Raw genomic sequence first — 19,817 nt, forward strand, 5'->3', positions numbered from 1 at the left:
AGAGTGGATTCATGTCTTGGTCAAAGCGGGCCCGCGGCGTCGCACTTGCAGGCGGGTTTCTGATTTGCGGAACAGCCCACGCCGAGAGTTCCCTATTCGATAGCGGCAAGCTGCTTTTGACAGGCGGACTGAGCAGCATCGAGGGGTCAGGAGGCGGCGGAATCGCCACCTGGGCGACCATCACCGGCTATGGGACCGACCACGGCGTCGGGGCCAACGTCCATGCCACCTATGTGCATACCGCCGGCTATGACTTGCGCGACTACGGCGCATCAGCCGGGCTGTTCAACCGGGTGGAGCTGTCTTACGCCCGCGAGGAGTTCGACACCGGCAAGACCGGCGGCATGCTGGGCCTGGGAGAGGGCTTCACCTTCGACCAGGATGTCTACGGGGCCAAGGTCCGCCTGCTGGGCGACGTGGTCTACGACCAGGACAGCCTGCTGCCGGAAATCTCTGCAGGCCTGCAGTACAAACAGAACGACAAGGGCGCGATCATCCACGCGGTTGGTGGCAAGAACGACAGCGGAACCGACTACTACATCTCGGCGACCAAGCTGTTCCTGAACCAGAATCTGGTGGTCGACACTACGGTGCGTTTCACCAAGGCCAACCAGACTGGCCTTCTGGGTTTTGGCGGCGACCGGCGCGATGCGTACCAGCCCGAATTCGAAGGCTCGGTGGGCTATCTGGTCAACAAGCACCTGGCGCTGGGCGGCGAGTATCGCACCAAGCCCGACAACCTCCGCTTCGCCCATGAAGACGACTGGTACGACCTGTTCGCCGCCTATGCGATCGACAAGCACCTGTCGGTGACCCTCGCCTACGCCGACCTCGGCGACATCGCCACCATCCGCCGCCAGAACGGCGTCTATCTCTCGCTGCAGGCCGGCTTCTGAGCCCCTTGCCCTTCCATTCCTGGACCTTCGACATGAGCCAATCCATGACCATGCTTCGCCAGCTGGCGGCGGCGAGCCTCGCCGTGGGGGTGATAGCGGCCGGGCGGGCCTGCGCCCAAGACCAAGCACCGGCGCCTGCGCCGCTTTCCCCGCCAGCGCTGGGCCCCGGGGGCGCCGCCGGCGCGGCACCGATCGCCGGCGACGCGGTCTACAAGGCATTCCACGAACAAGCCGGCATACAAAGGGTGATCGACGACTTGATCGCCCGGGTCACTACTGACCCCAGGATCGGACAGCATTTCAAGGGCGTGAACCTCAAGCGCCTCAATCTGCTTCTGACCCAGCAGGTCTGCTACCTGACCGGCGGGCCCTGCCAGTACACAGGCGATGACATGCGCTCGGCGCATGCGGGGCTAGGGCTTCGCAACAGCGACTTCAACGCGCTGGCCGAGGACCTGCAACTGGCCATGGACAAGGAGGGCGTCGCCTTCTCCGCCCAGAACCGGCTGTTGGCCAAGCTCGCGCCCATGCAGCGCCAGATCGTCACCAAATGACCAATCGACACACGCCTGGAGACCGGACCATGCCGGCCGATGACCCGCGCCATTTCGATCGACGCCACATCCTGCGGCGTGGCGGCGTCCTTTTCGCCTTTGGCGCAGCTTTAACCACAGCCTCGCATGCGACCGCCGCAAGCAAGGTCAGCAAGGAATTCGTCAAGTACCAGTATTCGCCGAAAGACGGACTCAGCTGCGGGGTCTGCGCCTCGTTCGTTTTGCCCGATGGCGGAACGAATGGCGCGACCGGAACCTGCAAGATCGTCGAAGGACCTATCCCTCAGACCGGATGGTGCGAATTCTTCTCAAAGCCCAGGCGCCCGGCGCCGTGATCATCGCCGTCTTATCGTCCCTGCCATCCAGCATCGCCGACAAGCAAAAACCCTTCGGACGGGATCCGAAGGGCTTGGGTGTTTAGCCTCTGGGAGACTTGCAAGTATGGTGGGTGCGGGGACCCGCACTGGTCACGACTTGCGACTAGCTCTCCATGTCCAACCGCACCCTATCAAATGGATCGCCGGCAGCTCGCCATTTGCTGCGCGGGCCTGAATGGGCTCAGCGACCCCTGCCTCGTAACGAGCGAGATGCGCCATGAGCGACCGTCGGCCTGTGAGCGGAAACTTGCCGCTGGGCCGGCTCTCGGCGCCGATTGGAAACGTCCTGCGCGACGAGAGCATCATCAGGATCACGGTGGTCAGCCTTCGACGTTGCCGCGATTCTCCCTGTCAGCTTCGTAGGCTTGCCAGTGGACATTGAAGAGAGCTGTCTGAGCAAAGGGATTGGAAGCCCCTAGCGAACGCGCGACCGGCGACATCTCCGCCCGAAGCGCCGCCAGGGGATGGGCGGCGATCCTCTTCGCGGTTTCGATAGCCTTAGTCTCCAGGGCGTCGTCGGGCGTCAAAGCATTGACCAGATAGGTCCGCAGCGCCGTCTCCGCATCGATGGGATCGCCGGTGAGACAATGGTATCGTGCGAGACTAGCCGGAATGGCTCGCGTCAGGCCCGAGCTATCCCCTGCTCCGCCCATGCCGTATTTGATTTCGGGAAAGCCGAACTGCGCGTCGGGCGTCGCATAACGGATGTCGGTGAGCCGCAGCAGATAGCTAAGGCCTTGGCCGAGGCAGTATCCCCTGACAGCCGCAACGACAGGCTTGTCTCTCGGCGTCAGGGCGAGAACCTCCGCCCAATCCGGTTCGTCGCCAAACGGCAGGTCGAATTCCGAGATATCGTCCCCAGCGCTCCAGGATTGCCCGGGCGCAGAGGTGAGCACCGCCACGTGGAGACTATCGTCGCGGAGAAAGCGCAGCATCGCCCGGCAAAGGCGCTCATGGATCTGGCGCTGGTAGACGTTCAGCCGACCACCCCGGATCCGGATGATGGCGACGCGGCCCTGGACTTCCCAGTCGATGTCCGTCGCCGCCACGTTTCCCTTGTCGCCTCTTGTCACGATTGTATCTCCAGTTTCCGGGCTGGCGATCAGACTGAGTGGGTCTGGACCCGCCAAGCGGCCATCGACAGTGGTCGCCACGTCGTCTTCAGATGGACGGCCGGCGCGTATGCCAATCGGTCGTCGCTTCGTAAGCCGCCGCGGCTCTGAGCACGCCTCGGTCGTCGCGCTGGGGGCCAGCGATCTGCAGCCCCACCGGCAGGCCCGCGGAGGTAAAGCCGCAGTTGATCGTGATCGCGGGATGGCAGCTGTGACCGAACGGCTCGGTGTATCGGAAAAAGTCGGTGACCGGATATTTGACCTTCTGTCCCTCGATCTCTTCGGGACCCAGCGCGCCATTGTGGATCCAGGCCGGCACAGGGCTGGTCGGCGTGAGCAGTACGTCATAGCGCCGGAACAAGGTCGCAAACGCCATGAACGTCGCTTGGCGCGCCGAGGTGACGACACGCCACCACTCATCAGCCGGTTGGCTGGTCATGCCCACGCGCCGTTCGCTCAAAATGGGGTAGCGCTCCCAGAGTCTGGCGACGCCAGGCTCCATGTCCCGGACACTGGAGACCTGTGGCGCCCAAAAGGTCTCGAAATATTCCATGGGATCCGGGATTTCGATCTGGACCTCGTCTACTCTCGCCCCCAGCGCCTGCTCGAAGTGCTTCGCCGCCCGGCTTATGATTTCGGCGACTTCCCGGTCCACGGGCCCGTGCCCGAGGTCCGGACTGAAGGCGATCCTCAGGCCGCGCGAGGTCGACGCCCTCAGTTCCGCCACATAGTCCACGCCCTCCTCGGGCAGCATGTAGGGCTCCTCTTCCACGGGCCCCGCCATGACCGACAACAGCAACGCTGCGTCGGCGACCGTGCGGGTCATCGGACCGAGGGCGTCGACGGTCTCGAACAACTGCGCCTCGACGCCACGCGGAACGCGGCCGTGGGAGGGCTTGTGACCGACGACCCCGCACAGGGCGGCCGGTAAACGGATCGAACCGCCGCCGTCGCTGCCGGTCGCCAGGGGTCCGACGCCAGCCGCTACGAGTGCGGCCGAACCGCCGCTCGATCCGCCGACCGAACGCCGAACATCCCATGGATTGTTCGTGCGACCGATCAACTCGTTTTCGGTCACGCCCAGCCAACCGAATGGGGGCGACGAACTCTTGCCGATCAAGACGGCGCCGGCTTCGCGGATGCGGCGGACAATCGGCGCATCCTCCTCCGGGACGTGGTCGGCATATTCATGGACGCCAAAGGTGGTCCGGATGCCGGCAGTCGGCGTCAGGTCCTTGATAGAGACCGGAATTCCTGCGAGCCGACCCAGGCTCTCCGGTCCGTTCGCCATCAGTTGGCGCTCGACCTCCACAGCGGCGTCCCGGGCCAGATCGAAACTTTCGGTGATGAAGCCGTTGATCGCCGGATTGACCGCCTCTGCCCTGGCTATGACGGCGTCGACCACTTCGACCGGAGAGATCGCCTTGTGACGGATCAGGGCTGCGAGTTCCACGGCGGGCTTAAAGCAAATGTCTTCGCTCATGGCGGCTCCTAGCGTTGGATTTGGTCGCGCGCGTCCCAGGCGCCCGCGCGAAGGTCGTCGACGCCGGCGGTAAGCTGCTTCTTGGCCACCTTTTCCGACGGGGTGTAGGGAAACTCATCGACGAAGGTCAGGTATCGGGGGACCTTGAACGGAGCCAAACGCTCGCGGCAGTGCGAAAGAATCTCTTCGAACGATGGCGGTTCGAGATTGGGCGCCATCAGAATATAGGCCTTCACCTCTTCCTCCCGCTCGGGATCGGGAACAGCGACGACAGCGGAGTCGAGCACACCGGGAAAATCCTTGATGACCTGCTCGACTTCGAGGGCGGAGATATTCTCTTCCGACCTGCGGATCATGTCCTTGATGCGGCCGACGATGCTGTAGTAGCCGCGATCGTCCTGGACAAAGAGGTCGCCCGTACGGAACCAGCCGTCGGCGAGAAAATCGGCGTTGGCTTCGGGCCGCTTCCAATAGCCCTGCAGAAGGCCGTCGCCGCTGACCCAGAGTTCACCGACCTCGCCAGGGACGGCCTCGCGCCCGTCTTCACGAACGATGCGGAGGCGCCTGAACGGCAACGGCACGCCGCAGGTGCCCAAGATCGCAGGATCCTCGACAACGAGCGGTACGGCCGCACCGCCGCCAAATTCGGTGGCGCCATAGAGCTCCCGCGTCGGAGCGCCGAAGCGCTCCAGTGTTCTTTTGATGGTCTCGACGGACTGACTGTAGCCGAGGAAGAGCTTCACGCCCGCCGCCCTCTCTTCGGGGCGCGGGGGCAACTCCAGGACCTGTTCGGTCAGCCAGGTCACGCTGGTCTGGTTCTGGTAGAGCCAATCGACGAACCTGTTGATCGACGGCCGCGGCGAAAAATCGACCCGGGCTCCGCTATACAGCGCCTTCAGGGCGAAAGCCTGGGCGTCGATATAGTAGAAGGGCGAGACGGAAAGCGCCGAAACGTGATCAATGCCGAAGAACTCCATCGTCGCCGCGGCGCCAATGATCCAGTAGCGATGGGACAGCATCGCCCCCTTCGGCAAGCCCGTCGTTCCGGATGTGTACTGAATGTTGACCGGATCATTCGCGGTAGGCGCTCGGAGCGGCGCAAAGTCCGCTGAGCCCTGAGCGACAAGAGTGTCGTAGCGAGGCGAACTCCTATGCTCTTCCACGGGCCCGACGAAGATGACGTTTTCCGCAGGCGGCAGGGGCCCCTCGCCCGGCCGCATGCTCCGCGTCCTCAGTTCCGGCTCTTCCACAACAAGGAAGCGAGCCTCACAATCGCTGATGAAGAAGTGGATCTCGCGAGGCGTCGAGGACAGCACGATCGGCGCCATCACCGCCCCGATCTCGGCGAGCGCGAGCCACGTGATCGGGTATTCGATCCGGTTCGAGAGCATCACGGCGACATGGTCGCCATGGCGAATCCCCAGTTGTTGCAGCGCGTCGGCGAGGCGGCGAACTTCCACCCGCAATTGGGCGAAGGTCCGCGTTTCGCCCCGATCAAAGAAGTTGTAGGCGATCTGGTTGGGCCAGCGGCCGGCGGCCTCCGCGAGCATGTCAGGAAGGGTGTTCGGCAGGGACAGGGCTTCGATCCGTTGGTTCCGCTCCCACCAGCTCAAGCGGATGTCGTCGTCTTTCATTCGGAGCATCGCAACGTCCTTTTTGTGATCAGCGCTTGGCGGAGCCGCGCTCGGAGGCGCGTCGCACCGGTATTGGTTCGCGACGAGCGCCTTCGCTTAGGGGGAAGGGCCGGTTGGCCCGGCTCGGTTTCAGACCAGTTGAGGTGGAGGGCTTTGCGCGCAGGCGGGCCGCGCCAGATGCGGGTGTGTGGCCTTCGCCAACCAGTAGCCGCCCGCGGTTGCGAGGGCTGCAAGCGCGATCGAGACGCTCTCCATGGCGAGTTCAGGACCGTAGCCGTGGCCGAAGCCAAGTAAGTACGCGCCTAGCGCCGGCCCCAAGGCCTGGCCGACCCCCTGGGCCGCCGGAACCAGCGCGCCAATGCGGCCCGTGCGATCGACCTGGGCCACGAGGCTCAATTGCAGCACAACCGCGACGGCCAACAATTGGAAGTAGACCATCGTCCGCGCCCAGTAGCCAGCCGCTCCGTCGGAGGTGCTCCAGGTGGCGAAGATCAGCGCCACGGCGAGAAAAGCCAGGATCTGCGGCTTGAACACGCCCCACCTGCGTCCGATCCAGTAAGCGGCGAGGCAGGACGCGGCGCTTATCAGATTGGCTGCGCTCAGGGCCGCCGAAATTTGCTCCTGGCTGACGCGGCCCGCCAGACCCAGACGCTCTGAATAGGCCCAGAAGCTGGTGAAGCCGAGATTGTAGAAGAAGACGCCCCCGAGCAGCAGCCGGCCGAGCCAAGCGCCCGAGGAGCCAGAACTCTCCGAAAGGCTGACCGCGTCCGAGTGCGGCAGAGCGTTCGGTAGGAAGGGCGCCAGCACAGCCGCTGCGACCAGGCAGAGGCCAAGAAACCCGAAGACTCCCGGCAAGCCCATTTTGGCTTCCGCCACAGGCAGGGCGTACAACAGAATGGAACCGCCGAGGATGACCCCCGCTGTGAAGCCGCTTGCGTTTTTGGTCGGATCGCCGAACGCTGTCAGGCGCGCCAGCGCCACGGAATAGCAAACGCCCTCGCCGCACCCGGCAATGGCGCGAAGCGCAAACAGCCACGCCGCCGAGTGCGCGCCCCCCGACAGCGCATCCGCCAAGGCCGCGACCAGGATCGCCGGCAAGACCAGAGCCCACGTGCGAACGCGCAAGAGCCGGGTCGCCAGCAGCGAACCGCCCATCAGCGCCAACAATTCGGCGGACGCCAGCCAGCCAAGCTGGGCGTCACTCAACAGATGAGCTGCGGCAAGGGCGCCGAGAATGACAGGAAGGCCAAGGAATGCCCCGAAGCCCGAAGCGCCCAGCACGACGATCGCGGCCAGATGCATGTAGTCAGAGCGTTGCGGGGGCGGCATCGGACCGGTTGTTTCCGTTGAGCGTCGTTGGCCGAACGCTCGGACAATGCCGACCGACAGTCAAGCGCCGCGAGGACTATCTAGTGTAATTGTCCGGTGCAAAATATGCCACTCGACAGAGCATAAAACGCACCACCTCGTTATCGTTGAGATTATGCATATATTCTTGTGAATAAATTTCGTTTTTGACTTTCTATGACGACAATATTAGGTCGATCGATATTCTGAACCGCGCCAAATCCACAACCCGAAACGCAGTGACGATTCCCACTCCTGCGACGACAAGGAATCCGAGATCGATGAACTGCCAATGAGAGACAGCGCCGCCGCCACAACAGAGAGGCACTCCACAGGTTCGGCCGACGTCCATCGGCGCGAGCGCCGGCTCTTGCTGCTTTCGGCGTTGATGACCGTCAGCCTTTCGTGCCTTGGGGTGGGGTTGGGCCTCCTCGCGCGCTCGAAAGCGCTTTGCTTGGACGGCTTTTACGGCCTGGTCGACACGATTATTACTGGCCTTTCCATCGCCGCCCTCAGGTTGATCGAGCGCGGCGAGGATCAGCGATTTCAGTTCGGCTATTGGCATTTGGAGCCCATGCTGGCGACCGCGAACGCGGCGGCCTTAACCTCAGTCTGCCTCTATGCCGTCGCCGACGGCCTCGCCGGGCTGCTCAATCCGGCGCCCACCGCCAACTTCGGGCTGAGCGCGATCTACGCAGGCGCATCAACCCTGGTCGGCCTTGCCATGCAGTTCTATATGCGCGGCTCAAACCGTGCGCTTCGGTCCCAGCTCCTGCGCGTCGATGCTCAGTCATGGCTGGTTGGCGCGCTGCTTACCCTGGGGCTGTTCGTGAGCTTTGGCCTGAGCTGGCTCGTCAGTTCGTTCGGGCGCCCCGGTTGGCTGGCCTATATCGATCCCCTCGTCTTGATCGCCGCGGGGTTGGCGCTTTTGCCGACACCCTTGTCGACGCTGCGGCGGTCAGGGGTGGAGTTTCTCGGGATCGCCCCAGCGGACCTGGACCAGCAGGTCAGGGCCATTGTCGCCGAGGTGGCCCGTCGGCATGACTTCGCCCGCGCCAATACTCATGTATCGCGGGCCGGGCGACTGCAGTTCGTGGAGATTGTCCTGGTCGCCGCCTCTGGCGAGCGCACCGTGTCCTTCTCGCTGATGGACCAGATCCGCGCCGAGATCGCCGAGGAGCTTGCCAGCGCATCTCCTCGCTTCTGGTTGACGGTGGATTTCACGGCCGATGTGCGATGGTTGTGACCCTGGGGGGCCCGTGCGAGCGGTCGCCTATTCCGGTACGGCGGCGGCTTCGGCCAATATCCAATCGCGAAACTCTTGGATCGGGGTCTGGGTCCAGCGCGATTCCAGGGCCAATAGCCAATAGGCGCCGCCACCTACTGGAAATCCGCGGGCTTGCGGCGGCCCTACGGGGACAAGACGGCCAGCTTCAATGTCGTCGCGAACCAGAAAACGATTGGTAAGGGCCACGCCATCGCCGCCGCGAGCCGCTTCAAGCACCGCGTTTGATTGCCAGACCACGGTGCCAGGCAGCTCCTGCGACGACACCACGCCATTGTCCGCCAGAAACTGGCGCCACTGCGCCGGGTCTTCTTCGTGGACGAGATTGCAGTTCAAAAGGTCCGCAGGCGTCAGGATTGGATCGATGGTGCTCAGATAGGCGGGGCTTGCAACGGCGAAGCCAGGACGCCGGGCGAATTCCTGCGCCTCGACCGCCTGGGAACGGGCCGGTCCGCCAGGTTCGTCGGACCAGGCGATAGCGACATCCGCCTCGCGGCGTTCCAGATCCACGTCGTCGTCGGTCGGACGAAGCTGCAGGTCGATATTGGGGAACCGGGCGCGAAAGGCGGGCAATCGGCTCGCCAACCAGTTCACGGCAAAGCCGGGCGTCGCGCAAATGCGTAGCTCTCCGGGGGACTGGCCGGACATCACCTCCCGGGTCGCGCCGGCTATCTCACGAAACGCTGCCGAAATGCGCGCATGGTAGCGTCGCCCCTCGAACGTCAGCCCGCCCGTATGGTCTCGGTCATAGAGGCTGACCCCCAGCCAGGCCTCCAGTGTGCGCAGGTGCCGCGAAACTACCGTGTGATCGATCCTCAGCTGGGCTGCCGCCTTGCGAATTCCGCCGCAGCGACCGAAGGCCTCGAAAGCGCGAAGCGCGGCGAATGGGGGCAGATCAAGCCGCTCCGCCCCTTGCGCCGACGAGGTCAAATTCGACGACAATATCCAAGCTCCGGGGACGACCCACCTTGTGGTGCATCATATGCACCACATCGTCCCCCGGCAAATTGCAAGGCCCAAAGCGGCGCCTTGCGCCTAGAAGCTGCGGCTCAGGTCCAATCCGATCGTGCGCGGCCGGTTGGTGGCGTACCGGTCGAGACCGGGAACGTTGATCACCAGAGAATAGGGCGCGTTCATCAGCACGTGCGCATCGGTCAGGTTGTCGACGAACAGGCTGGCCTGCCAATCGTCGTGCTTCAGGCCCACCCGCAGGTTGGTCAACGTGTAGCTGGGCAGTTCGAAGCGCACCGACGCATCGGCGACGGACCGCCCGACGTAGCTGGCGTCAATGCGGCCGTATGCCGACAGGGTATCGGTGATGGATCGTTCGTAGCGGAGGGAAACGCTCGCGGTCCATTCGGGCACGTTGAGCAGTTCCTGCCCCGCGATCGTGCCGGTATTGACGTTCGATCGGTCAAACACCGCATGCGATCGAGCCAGGCTTTGTTCCAGGGTCAGCCCGTCGAACAGCTTTTCTCTCGCCTCGACTTCAAAGCCTCGGACAATCGCGTCGCCCGCATTGGCGGTGTAGACATAGCCGCAGTTGGGCAGAATGACGGCCTGCTGAACCCCACTCCAGTGCTCGTAATAACCGTCGAAATTGAGTGTGACGCGACGATCGAAAAAGCGGTTCTTGCTTCCGAGCTCGTAGCTCCAGACCGTATCAGGACCGTAACGGGTCGGCGATTGGGTCAGTCCCAGCGATGCGAGATCGGCCTGGCAGAGACTGGCGGGCACGGGCTGTTGGGCGGCGCCGTCACGAAAGCCCTTTGCCGCCGTGCCATAGACCATGTGGTCCGGGTCGAATGTGTAAGACACGTTGTACATCGGGTTGAAGCCCGATGCCTTCGCCTTGGTGGCCTGTGACGTGGGCGGCGCGAAAGCCCCGGTGCTATCGCCATTGGACCGATCCCAGGCCCGGAACTCGCGCCCGCCAAACTGCACCTTGAGTTTCGAGGTCAGGTCGTAGGTCAGGTTGATGAACAGCGCCGCCTGTTCAAGCCGATCTGGGAGATGAGCGGTGTAGATATTTGTGGAGCCCAAGATTGGCGCAGCTTGCGGCGCCAGCTGGCTGTCGACATAAGCCGCCCTCAGGTTTTGATAGTAACCGCCGACCAGCCAATGAAACGGCCCCTTGCCCTCCGATTGCAGCCGGATCTCCTGGTTGAACTGACTGTTCGGATCATACTCGGCGGATGAACTTGGGCCTGCCCCCCCTTGGGCGGGATCGAAGGCCGTCACACCTTGGTCCCCCAGGGACTTCTGGAAGAGTTCGCTCGCGTCCTGGGTCACCCGCACATTGCGGTACGAATAGCTGGTCGCCGACACCAGACTGGCGAAGCCGAAATCGTAGTTCATCTTTACCGCCGCCACCCAGAAGGTGTCGGAAAGCGGCTCGGCGATATCATAAGGCTGGTAGTGGGCTAACGTGCCGGGATTGGCGTCGTAGTAGTCGGGGCCACCCTGGGTCAGGCGCTGATAGAAGACGCTCGGCGTTACCGTCAGCCGATCGGTCGGCCGGATCACCAAGGCAGCGCGAATGCTCGCCATGTCTTCCGAATTGACGTCTTTGTGGCGGATCAGGACCGGAGCTGTGACCACATCGCCGCGCGGAGCCGTAAAGTAGCTCCCGGTCGAGGCGACGTCCGGAAGCGGGAAATCGCTCAGAACGACCCGGTCGATCCAGCCGCTCTCGTGATCCAGCGTTCCGATCACACGCAGAGCGACCTTATCCTGCACGACCGGGACGTTGATCATGGCGTTCAACGTACCGTTCGCGCCCCCGCCCTGGGTCCCAGAGCCAATGGCCTCGATGCTGGCGGCGTAGCGCGTCGGATCCGGCGCATTCGGAATCAGACGGATCGTGCCGCCCATCGAGCTTGCGCCGTAGAGCGTCCCCTGCGGCCCGCGCAGCACCTCGACGCGCGCAAGATCGTACAGATTAGGATCGATACTTACCTTCCCGAGGCTGGCTTCGGTTGGTGGGCTGACCGGAGTCTCGTCCAGGTAGAACCCCACGGTCGGCGCGACGCCTCCCGCCGATGACAGACCGCGGATCGTGAATTCCGACTCAGCCCCGCCCGACGACCGGATGCTGAGACCGGGAACTTCGCCCGTCAGCTGAGCGATGCTGGTGACCCCTCTTTCCTGCATGGCTGTCGCGGTTACGGCGGTGATGCTGATCGGCGTGGCTTGAACCGTCGAGCTGCGCTTTTCCGCGGTGACGACCAACTCCGGCAGGGCGTTGGCGTCTTTCGACTGTGCTAAAGCCATTCCGGCGGGGGCGAGCGCGCCGGCGATCGCCGTTGAGACGAGCAACAATCGGACAGTTCTACGGTTTACTTGGGAGTTAGACCTGATTTCAGTCGCCTCGCCGGAATGCTCATCGAACTCAACTAGACAATTATCTCGCATTGCGATGCCGACTTCCCAACCTGTGGCGGGCCGCCTAGGCGGCTCGCTTCCTTGCGTCGAAACTCCCTGAGTCTTGAGCCTATTGGGAGCTGGAGGCGGCCGGGAGATGTCAAATAGGAGACACGCCGGTGCATGGTATGCACCACCCGGTGTTCCCGCTGCCGGTGCTCCGAAACGACCTCTCCGGTTGGTTCATGCGGTTGGCTGGATGACATTTCGCCTTCGGCTGGTTGGGCTCCGCCAATCGTCGGAGGCGAGCCATGGCACAGTTCGATCTCTTCAAGACTCGCAAGCGGCCCTGGAACTCGGGGCGCATCATTGGGCCCAAGCCGCCACTCAAGCCCAAACACATCTGGGGCATCCGCCAGCAGCTGAAGGTCGCCGGCAAGGTCCGCGACCTGGCGCTGTTCAATTGCGCGATCGACGCCAAACTCCGCGGCTGCGACCTGGTCAAGCTCCGGGTCGGCGACGTCGCGCCGGGCGGGGTGTTGCGCCAGCGGGCGACGGTCATTCAGCAGAAGACCGGGCGGCCAGTCTTGCTAGGCAGGACGCATCAACGCTGGCCATATTTGGCTGTGGGGCGCAGGCCGAAACCCACCTTCATGCGCTGATGCACGTGCGACAGATCACCCGTGCGCTCGTTTGGGGTCGCTCGTTCGACCGGGCGCAAGCCTTTGCAGAAAGGATGAGTGGATCGTCACCCATCCAGATTGAGGCTGTAGAGCAAGGCGAGGTCGCAGCGGCCCAGGCCGACATCATCTGCACGGTTACCGCGGCGGACACACCTATCCTGTTTGGTGACTGGGTCCGACCGGGAACTCACGTCAATATAGTGGGTTCGAGTTACGTCGGGCCTTGTGAAATCGACACCGACCTGGTTGTACGCAGTCGCTACTTTGCAGACAATCGTGCTTCAGTAGAGGCCGCCGGGGCCGAATACATCGGCGCGCGCGACAGCGGCTTGATCACGAACATCCATATCTTGGGTGAGTGCGGCGACGTAATAATCGGACGCGTGGACGGCCGCATCTCAACACACGATATCACGGTCTACAAATCACTTGGACACATTATCCAGGATCTTGCGGCCCTCAAATATCTTGTAGACCGTTGATATTTCGACAGCTACGCCGAAATTGCGAATGCGGTCCGGCGTGAGATTTGATCTTCCTAGGTTTCTCGCAGATATCAACTGCGAAATTTGTGTCAGGACGAGGTCCCTCGTATTCATCGACAAAATTAGTCTGCGGCGGCCATAGCTTGGTCGATCTGAACGTCCCCGCCTTGGTACTGGCGGTCGACTGGGAGGGCAGGACCGACCTGGCAGTACAGACCCCCGATGGCGTGAAGGAGACTAAGTATCGCCGCTCCACGATCGACATCAACTTCTGCTCAGATCACCCGCGACAAGCATTGATGAGCCTGGCTCCGGCCTATCTTTTTCTGAAGGCCCCGCCAAGGGTGAAGTGCCCAATGAACAGCCGGTTGGTTTCTCGACATGAACTCAAGGCTCCTGGCCGGCGACCACCAGCGCCGGAAGCCGCCGTTATTAATGGCCGCTACCAGTAAAAACTCGCCGTCCTTCAGCGGATGGGTGTGGCCCTAACTCATGGCGAAGCGGGTCACCGCCCAGCCGTAGCTGAGCACCCGCCAATCGCCGTGCTCGTTGACCAACACGAACGCCCAGCCACCATCTTCCTCGAAGCGGCGACCGTCGACTGTGCCGGACCAATGCGTCGGCAGCGAGAAGTAGGCGCGGTCCTCGGTGATGGAAAAATCGCAGGCTGGCTCAAACCGGTGCGCCAAGTTCGTCAGGCGAGTTGTGTGAGCACGCATGGCTTCGGCCCATCGCTGGGCCGCCGCTGGTCCCGTGAACAGGTACGGCGCGAAGTTCTCGACGATCGTCACGCCGTCGTCCGCAAAGGCCGATAGGCAGGCTTCCTCGCCGCCAGCGATGAACCGCGCGATGCGCTCGATGGGCGCCATCATGGCCGGACCAGGTTGGCTGCTCATTCCTGCTACAAACTCCAGCTATCACCGCATTGGAGCGCCACGCGGCGCTCGCTCTCGAGCGTGTGTCGCCAGCGACGGCTTTCCGACTTGGCTGGGCGGCTCATCGATTTTGCCAAGCGATTGAAGCCGATGCAGGCTGCTTTGCTCATCAGCCGGACGCAAATCTCAAGCGCGGCCGCTTTGGCAGCCGCACTCTTCCAGGGCATCGCCTCGATCTCCTCGCCGCCGGTCCACCCCGGCAGGCGGCGGAGCACGCGCCGCCCGTCCCGGCCCTGCAACGGCTTCGCCGTCCTCCGCTCCGCTTCGGCCCGAGCCCCTTCAGGTCTCGCGTGCAAGCCCGGTCCTTGGCCGGCGCTGGAAGGGCTCCGCCGCCGGGATGGGCCCGGCGGGACAGGAGTTCAAGGTCATGTCCGCTTCCAACCGCTGCGATGTCTACGCCCGCGTCACCCAGGAGATCATCACCGCCATCGAGACAGGCGATTGCCAGTACCGCATGCCCTGGCATCACGATGGCGCCGCCACCACCCGCCCGGTCAATCTCGTTTCCGGCCGAGCCTACCGAGGGATCAACGTGGTCTCGCTCTGGGCCGCCGCCGAGGCGAACGGATTTGCGAGCGGCGTCTGGGCCACCTTCCAGCAATGGCGCTCCAAGGACTGCAGCATCCGCAGGGGCGAGAAGGCCAGCCTCGCGGTCCTCTGGAAGGAGGTCTCCCGCGACGACGACGAACCCTCCGACGACGCCGATCAGGTGGGCAGCCGGCGGCGGATGTTCGCCAAAGCCTTCCACCTCTTCAACGCCGATCAGGTCGAAGGTTACGAGCCTCCGGAGCCGCCTGCGATCTTGCCGGAGAGCGAACGCCTGGCCGGGGCTGAGGCCTTCATCAAGGCCCTCGGGATCTCCACCACCTTCGGCGCTGGCAGCGCATACTACCACCTGGTCCAGGACGAGGTGTTCCTGCCGAACTTCTCCGCCTTCCGAGACGCCCACGGCTTCTACGCCACCTGGCTGCACGAATGCGCCCACGCCACCGGCGCCAAGCACAGGCTCGACCGCGACTTCACCGGCAAGTGGAGCAAGGATGCGCTGGCCATGGAGGAGATGACCGCCGAACTCGCCGCCTCCTTCCTCCTGGCCGATCTCGGCATCGCCTGTCATCCGCGCGAGGATCACGCGGCCTACGTCGCCTCCTGGCTGAAGGTGCTGAAGGATGATCCCAAGGCCATCTTCACCGCCGCCAGCAAGGCCCAGGCCGCTGCGGACTGGATGCACCAGCGCCAGCCGCCGAGCTGATGGCGCATCGCTCAGCCGACCCGGTTTACCCTCACAAGCCGACCGGGTCGCCTTCACGCTCCGCCCCCTTCCCGCTCGAACGCCCGCCTCCCCGCCCGCCGCCAGAGCGCCAGCGTCTCGGCTCGGTCCTCGGCTTGAAACATGGTCGCGAGCGTGAGGAACGCGCCCAGCAGAACGGCCCGATCGTCGTTTGTGAGCTCGACCAGACCCGCCTTCTGCACCAGGCCGCCGAGTTCGATCAGATGGTGCGTCCGCTCGCGCCGCTGCATCACCCAGGCCCTCGTGTCGGTCCTCGACCTTCTCAGCTCAAGCCGACGCCTGGCCGCAGTCGCTCGGTTCTGCGCCGTGATCGTCGCCAGAAGCGCCGCCGCCAGCATCACGGCCACGTCCCTGAAAGAACGCCTGCCCCTTCTTCCTCCACCCCTCCTTTCTGGCCGCGTCAGTGATCTGGACGAGGCCCAGGAGGCCACCGGCCAGCACCTCCATGTCGAGCGTATCGGCCCCGGTAGCGATCACCAGCTCCCCCAGCTGCCGGACCTTCCGCTCTTTGAGGGTCTTCGCCTTGGCCTCAAGCGCTTTCAGTTCAGCATCGAAGTCGATCGGTTTGCGCATCGGAGACTCCATCGGGATCTGATGCGCTGATCATAAATCCGAGGCCGCCTGAATGCTCTGAGGTCGCAGGAACGGGGTGAGACGACCCGGTCCCTCCCGAGATTTTTTCTTGGGAGGGCGCGCTTATACGTCGTGCCGACGTTCGCTCTAGAGCGTAGTTGGATCGCCGTTATGGCGATCTATCATTTCTCTGCCAAGGTGATCAGCCGCGCATGTGGCGCCAGCGCCGTGGCCGCGGCCGCCTATCGCTCGGCCTCGCGGTTGCGCGATGCGCGGCTCGACCGCAGCCACGACTTCTCCAGCAAGGCCGGCGTCGTCCACTCCGAGGTGATGCTGCCGGACGGCGCGCCCGAGGAATGGTCCGACCGCGAGGCGCTTTGGAACGCGGTCGAGGCTGCAGAAGTCCGCCGCGACGCCCAGCTCGCGCGTGAGATCGAGTTCGCCATTCCGCGGGAGATGGAGAAGGCCGACGGCATCGAGCTCGCGCGCGACTTCGTGCAGCGCGAGTTCGTGGATCGAGGGATGGTCGCCGATCTCAATGTGCATTGGGACATCGGCGCCGACGGCCTGGCCAAGCCGCATGCCCACGTGATGCTGACCATGCGGTCGGCGGATGAGGAGGGTTTCGGAGCCAAGGTCCGAGACTGGAACCGCACGGCGCTGGTCGAGCACTGGCGCGAGGCCTGGGCCGATCACGTCAACGAGCGCCTGGCCGAACTCGACATCGACGCCCGCATCGATCATCGCAGCCTTCAGGCACAGGGCATCGAGCTGGAGCCGCAGCACAAGATCGGGCCGGCCGCTCAGCGCATGGCTGATGAGGGCCTGGAGGCTGATCGGCTCGACGAGCATCGCGAGATCGCGCGCTCCAACGGCGAGCGGATCGTCAAGGACCCTAGGCTCGCGCTGGACGCCATCACCCGGCAGCAGGCCACCTTCACCGAGCGGGACCTGGCGATGTTCATCCATCGCCATTCCGACGGCCTGGAGCAGTTCAATGAGGCGATGGGGGCGGTTCACGCCTCGCCGGATCTGGTGGCCCTTGGCCATGACGGACGTGGTCTCGACCGCTTCACCAGCCGCGAGATGCTGGAGGTGGAAGAGCGGCTGATCCGCAGCTCGTCCCTGATGGCCGAGCGCGAGCGGCATGGGGTGAGCGACCGGGATCGCGAGCGCGCCCTGGCGCAAGCGGAAGCCCGCGGCCTCAGCCTCTCCGGCGAGCAGAAGGACGCCTTCGAACATCTCACCCAGGCCAAGGATCTCGGCGTGGTGGTCGGTTACGCCGGGACGGGCAAGTCGGCCATGCTGGGCATAGCCCGCGAGGCCTGGGAGAGCGCGGGCTATGAGGTCCATGGCCTGGCCCTCTCCGGCATCGCCGCGGAGAATCTGGAGAGCGGATCGGGGATCGCATCGCGGACGATCGCCAGCCTTGAGTATGCCTGGGCGCAGGGGCGCGATCAGCTGTCCTCGGGTGATGTGCTCGTGGTCGACGAGGCCGGAATGATCGGCTCGCGGCAGATGGAGCGGGTGCTGTCAGCGGCGCAGGACGCCGGCGCCAAGGTGGTGCTGGTCGGCGATCCTGAGCAGCTTCAGGCGATCGAGGCCGGGGCCGCCTTCCGCGCCATCGCCGAGCGGCATCCGCATGTCGAGATCACTGAGATCCGGCGCCAACAGGAGGCCTGGCAGCGGGAAGCCACACGGCAGCTCGCGACTGGCCGGACGGCCGAAGCGCTGGAGGCCTTCGACGCCCATGGCCGGGTGCATGTCGCCGAAACGCGAGTACAGGCGCGAGAAGACTTGGTGGATCGCTGGGATGCAGATCGCACGGCGGCGCCGGACCAGAGCCGCATCATCCTCGCCCACACCAATGACGATGTACGCGAACTCAATCTCCTGGCCCGCAATCGTTTCCACCAGGCCGCCGCGCTCGGCCTGGATGTTGAGGTCCTGACCGAGCGCGGCGACCGCAGCTTCGCGGCCGGCGACCGGGTCATGTTCCTCAAGAACGACCGCGGCCTTGGCGTGAAGAACGGCATGTTGGGCGAGGTCATTGAGGTCTCGCCGAGCCGGATGAGCGTTCACCTCGATGCTGGCCGCGACGTCGCCTTCGACCTGAAGGACTACAACCAGGTCGACCACGGCTATGCCGCCACCATCCACAAGGCCCAGGGCGTCACCGTCGATCGCACCCATGTGCTGGCGACGCCGGGAATAGATCGTCATGGCGCCTACGTCGCCCTCTCCCGCCATCGCGGCCAGGTCGATCTGCACTACGGGCGCGACGACTTCGAAAGCCACGATCGGCTTGCTCGCACGCTCGGCCGCGAGCGGGCCAAGGACATGGCCACCGACTTCGCCGAACCAGCGCAGCCTCAGGCGCCCAAGCGCAGCATCTTCTCCGGGTTCAAGCCGGCGGCGCCGGCTCGGGCGCCGGAGATCGCGCCCATGGATCGAGGCGAGATCGCCCGGCGCCGCGCGATCGAGCGGCACGCCAGGGCTGCGGCCGATGTCGAACGGATGCGAGCGCGCGGCCTGCCCGCCCTCGCCCACCAGCGCCAGGCGCTGGACCAGGCGCGCGAGGCGCTGAACCCGATCGATCGGCACGCCGCGCGGGACCTGGAACAGGCCTATGCGCGCGAGCCGGCGCTGCTGGCGGAGACCGCGAGCGGCAAGACCCAGCGGGCTGTGCGGGTGCTGCAGCTGGAGGCGGAGATCCGCAGCGATCCAACCCTGCGCGCCGAACGCTTCGTCGAGCGCTGGCAGGGGCTGGAGCGGCAGCGCACCGCCCTCTGGGCGGATGGCGATGTCGCCGGGTCCAGCCGCGTGCGCCAACAGATGGGCGCCATGGCCAAGAGCCTGGAACGCGATCCGCAGGTCGACTCGCTGCTCGCCAACCGGCGGCGCGAGCTGGGGATTGAACTTGAGCTTCGGCGCGGCCTCAGCGTCAGCGACAGCCTCGCCCAGTACCTCGGCCTTGGCCGTGGCCGGACCATCGGCCTTGGCCTTTGATGGAGACGAACGATGGATCAGCAATCAGAGACCGTTGAGCCAGCGGATGCGGCGGCCCTCGCCTTCGAGGGCCTTCGGCGAGAAGTGGCCCTACTCAATGTCGCCATGGGCGGGCTGGCGGCCGAGCGAGCCTCGGCGCCAGACTACAGCGAGAGCCTGGCCGAGATCGTCCGAGAGGTCAGCCGCATCGCCGGCGGCATGAGCAAGCTCTACGCAGCGCCGGCGCTGCAACTCACACCCGACGAGGTGGGGCGAAGGATCCAACTGGCCGGGACGGAAGCGCGACGGCAGGAGCAGGCGGCCCTGCAGAGAGCGGAGGCGAGCCTTGAGCGGGCCGCGGCCGATCTGCGCGGCTGCGCCGCCACGGCGCGCTTGGCTGACGTGCAGAAACGGCGGCTGCTGCAGGTGGGGGCCGCGGCGCTAGCGGTTGGCGCTGTGCTCGGCATTTTCCTGCCGGGCGTCGTCGCCAGGAGCGTTCCAGAGCGCTGGGCCTGGCCGGAAAGGATGGCGGCGGGGCTGCTGCACCGGGACCTGTGGTCCGCGGGCGAGCGGCTGCTGTCGGTGGCCGATCCCGATCGTTGGGGACGGATGCATGCGGCGCAGGCGTCAGCACAGCACGACTCTGCTAAGGCCGAACCCAGTGCTCCGCCCCGCTCTTCCCGGTCGAAGCGGTCGCGGTCTTCACAAGCCCAGGCGCCGCGCGCCGAGGCTGTGGATACCCGCTGATAGCCGCTGGACAGGTCGGCATGGAGGGTGTGATGTCGTTCTATATTTGTTCCAGTGGAGCGCA

The 19,817-nt window shown here is 64.6% G+C and carries 19 protein-coding genes and 1 pseudogene; 10 read left to right on the forward strand and 10 right to left on the reverse strand.

The features are described from left to right. Window positions 1–116 precede the first annotated feature (116 nt). From KCG34_RS08140 to KCG34_RS08150, 3 genes are read left to right on the forward strand one after another with little or no spacing between them, the layout of a single operon-like run. Window positions 117–896: a DUF3034 family protein gene (locus KCG34_RS08140; RefSeq protein WP_249138265.1), complete on the forward strand. Its 780-nt coding sequence runs from the start codon at window positions 117–119 to the stop codon at window positions 894–896. Between the two features lie 44 nt (window positions 897–940). After that, window positions 941–1,450, forward strand: a complete 510-nt coding sequence (locus KCG34_RS08145; protein ID WP_211939880.1) for a group I truncated hemoglobin — start codon at window positions 941–943, stop codon at window positions 1,448–1,450. 29 nt (window positions 1,451–1,479) lie between these two features. After that, window positions 1,480–1,785 (forward strand): hypothetical protein, encoded by a 306-nt coding sequence (locus KCG34_RS08150; protein ID WP_211939881.1) that lies wholly within the window; start codon window positions 1,480–1,482, stop codon window positions 1,783–1,785. 362 nt (window positions 1,786–2,147) lie between these two features. Here the strand turns inward: KCG34_RS08150 and KCG34_RS08155 are convergent, their stop codons facing one another. The 4 genes from KCG34_RS08155 to KCG34_RS08170 form a co-directional block, all read right to left on the reverse strand. Further along, window positions 2,148–2,900, reverse strand: coding sequence for an enoyl-CoA hydratase/isomerase family protein (locus KCG34_RS08155; RefSeq protein ID WP_211939882.1), 753 nt, complete (start codon window positions 2,898–2,900; stop codon window positions 2,148–2,150). An 88-nt stretch (window positions 2,901–2,988) separates the two neighbouring features. Continuing rightward, window positions 2,989–4,422 (reverse strand): amidase, encoded by a 1,434-nt coding sequence (locus KCG34_RS08160; protein ID WP_211939883.1) that lies wholly within the window; start codon window positions 4,420–4,422, stop codon window positions 2,989–2,991. 8 nt (window positions 4,423–4,430) lie between these two features. After that, entirely contained in the window at window positions 4,431–6,056 is a 1,626-nt protein-coding gene (locus KCG34_RS08165; RefSeq protein ID WP_211939884.1) for a class I adenylate-forming enzyme family protein, read from the reverse strand. 129 nt (window positions 6,057–6,185) lie between these two features. Beyond that, window positions 6,186–7,358: an MFS transporter gene (locus tag KCG34_RS08170; protein ID WP_211939885.1), complete on the reverse strand. Its 1,173-nt coding sequence runs from the start codon at window positions 7,356–7,358 to the stop codon at window positions 6,186–6,188. Between the two features lie 337 nt (window positions 7,359–7,695). On the opposite strand from KCG34_RS08170, the gene KCG34_RS08175 reads away from it, so the two are divergent. After that, window positions 7,696–8,649: a cation diffusion facilitator family transporter gene (locus KCG34_RS08175; protein WP_211939886.1), complete on the forward strand. Its 954-nt coding sequence runs from the start codon at window positions 7,696–7,698 to the stop codon at window positions 8,647–8,649. Between the two features lie 27 nt (window positions 8,650–8,676). Here KCG34_RS08175 and KCG34_RS08180 read toward each other — a convergent pair whose 3' ends face one another. Both KCG34_RS08180 and KCG34_RS08185 read right to left on the reverse strand, forming a co-directional pair. Continuing rightward, the gene (locus KCG34_RS08180) at window positions 8,677–9,630 is read right to left on the reverse strand and encodes a LysR substrate-binding domain-containing protein (RefSeq protein WP_211939887.1); all 954 of its coding nucleotides are present in this window, start codon (window positions 9,628–9,630) and stop codon (window positions 8,677–8,679) included. 93 nt (window positions 9,631–9,723) lie between these two features. Further along, window positions 9,724–12,009, reverse strand: a complete 2,286-nt coding sequence (locus tag KCG34_RS08185) for a TonB-dependent receptor (protein WP_211939888.1) — start codon at window positions 12,007–12,009, stop codon at window positions 9,724–9,726. A 353-nt stretch (window positions 12,010–12,362) separates the two neighbouring features. Between KCG34_RS08185 and KCG34_RS08190 the strand changes: the two are divergent. From KCG34_RS08190 to KCG34_RS26105, 3 genes and pseudogenes are all read left to right on the forward strand, one after another. Further along, a pseudogene (locus KCG34_RS08190) lies at window positions 12,363–12,680 on the forward strand (site-specific integrase); the annotation flags it as partial. Beyond that, window positions 12,668–13,216, forward strand: coding sequence for an ornithine cyclodeaminase family protein (locus KCG34_RS08195; RefSeq protein ID WP_249138325.1), 549 nt, complete (start codon window positions 12,668–12,670; stop codon window positions 13,214–13,216). The pseudogene KCG34_RS08190 and the gene KCG34_RS08195, both read left to right, overlap by 13 nt. 146 nt (window positions 13,217–13,362) lie before the next feature. After that, a complete protein-coding gene (locus KCG34_RS26105; protein ID WP_211939889.1) occupies window positions 13,363–13,671 on the forward strand; it encodes a hypothetical protein in 309 nt (102 codons plus the stop codon). Window positions 13,672–13,704: 33 nt separating this feature from the next. On the opposite strand, the gene KCG34_RS08205 is transcribed toward KCG34_RS26105, so the two are convergent. Beyond that, on the reverse strand, window positions 13,705–14,115 hold the full coding sequence (locus tag KCG34_RS08205) for a hypothetical protein (RefSeq protein WP_211939890.1): 411 nt from the start codon (window positions 14,113–14,115) through the stop codon (window positions 13,705–13,707). 5 nt (window positions 14,116–14,120) lie between these two features. Then, the gene (locus tag KCG34_RS08210) at window positions 14,121–14,369 is read right to left on the reverse strand and encodes a hypothetical protein (RefSeq protein ID WP_211939891.1); all 249 of its coding nucleotides are present in this window, start codon (window positions 14,367–14,369) and stop codon (window positions 14,121–14,123) included. Window positions 14,370–14,521: 152 nt separating this feature from the next. Here KCG34_RS08210 and KCG34_RS08215 point away from each other — a divergent pair, with 152 nt between their 5' ends. Continuing rightward, window positions 14,522–15,406 carry an ArdC family protein gene (locus KCG34_RS08215; RefSeq protein WP_211939892.1) on the forward strand — a complete coding sequence of 295 codons (885 nt, stop codon included), beginning with the start codon at window positions 14,522–14,524 and terminating at the stop codon, window positions 15,404–15,406. Between the two features lie 53 nt (window positions 15,407–15,459). On the opposite strand, the gene KCG34_RS08220 is transcribed toward KCG34_RS08215, so the two are convergent. Next, entirely contained in the window at window positions 15,460–15,675 is a 216-nt protein-coding gene (locus KCG34_RS08220; protein WP_211939893.1) for a conjugal transfer protein TraD, read from the reverse strand. A 37-nt stretch (window positions 15,676–15,712) separates the two neighbouring features. Further along, the gene (locus KCG34_RS08225; RefSeq protein WP_211939894.1) at window positions 15,713–16,018 is read right to left on the reverse strand and encodes a conjugal transfer protein TraD; all 306 of its coding nucleotides are present in this window, start codon (window positions 16,016–16,018) and stop codon (window positions 15,713–15,715) included. Between the two features lie 171 nt (window positions 16,019–16,189). Here KCG34_RS08225 and traA point away from each other — a divergent pair, with 171 nt between their 5' ends. Together traA and KCG34_RS08235 are read left to right on the forward strand one after the other, a co-directional pair. Next, a complete protein-coding gene (gene traA, locus KCG34_RS08230; protein ID WP_211939895.1) occupies window positions 16,190–19,027 on the forward strand; it encodes a Ti-type conjugative transfer relaxase TraA in 2,838 nt (945 codons plus the stop codon). Between the two features lie 12 nt (window positions 19,028–19,039). Continuing rightward, entirely contained in the window at window positions 19,040–19,753 is a 714-nt protein-coding gene (locus tag KCG34_RS08235; RefSeq protein WP_211939896.1) for a DUF6118 family protein, read from the forward strand. Window positions 19,754–19,817: the final 64 nt, after the last annotated feature.

Source organism: Phenylobacterium montanum (assembly GCF_018135625.1).
Lineage (GTDB): Bacteria > Pseudomonadota > Alphaproteobacteria > Caulobacterales > Caulobacteraceae > Poindextera > Poindextera montana.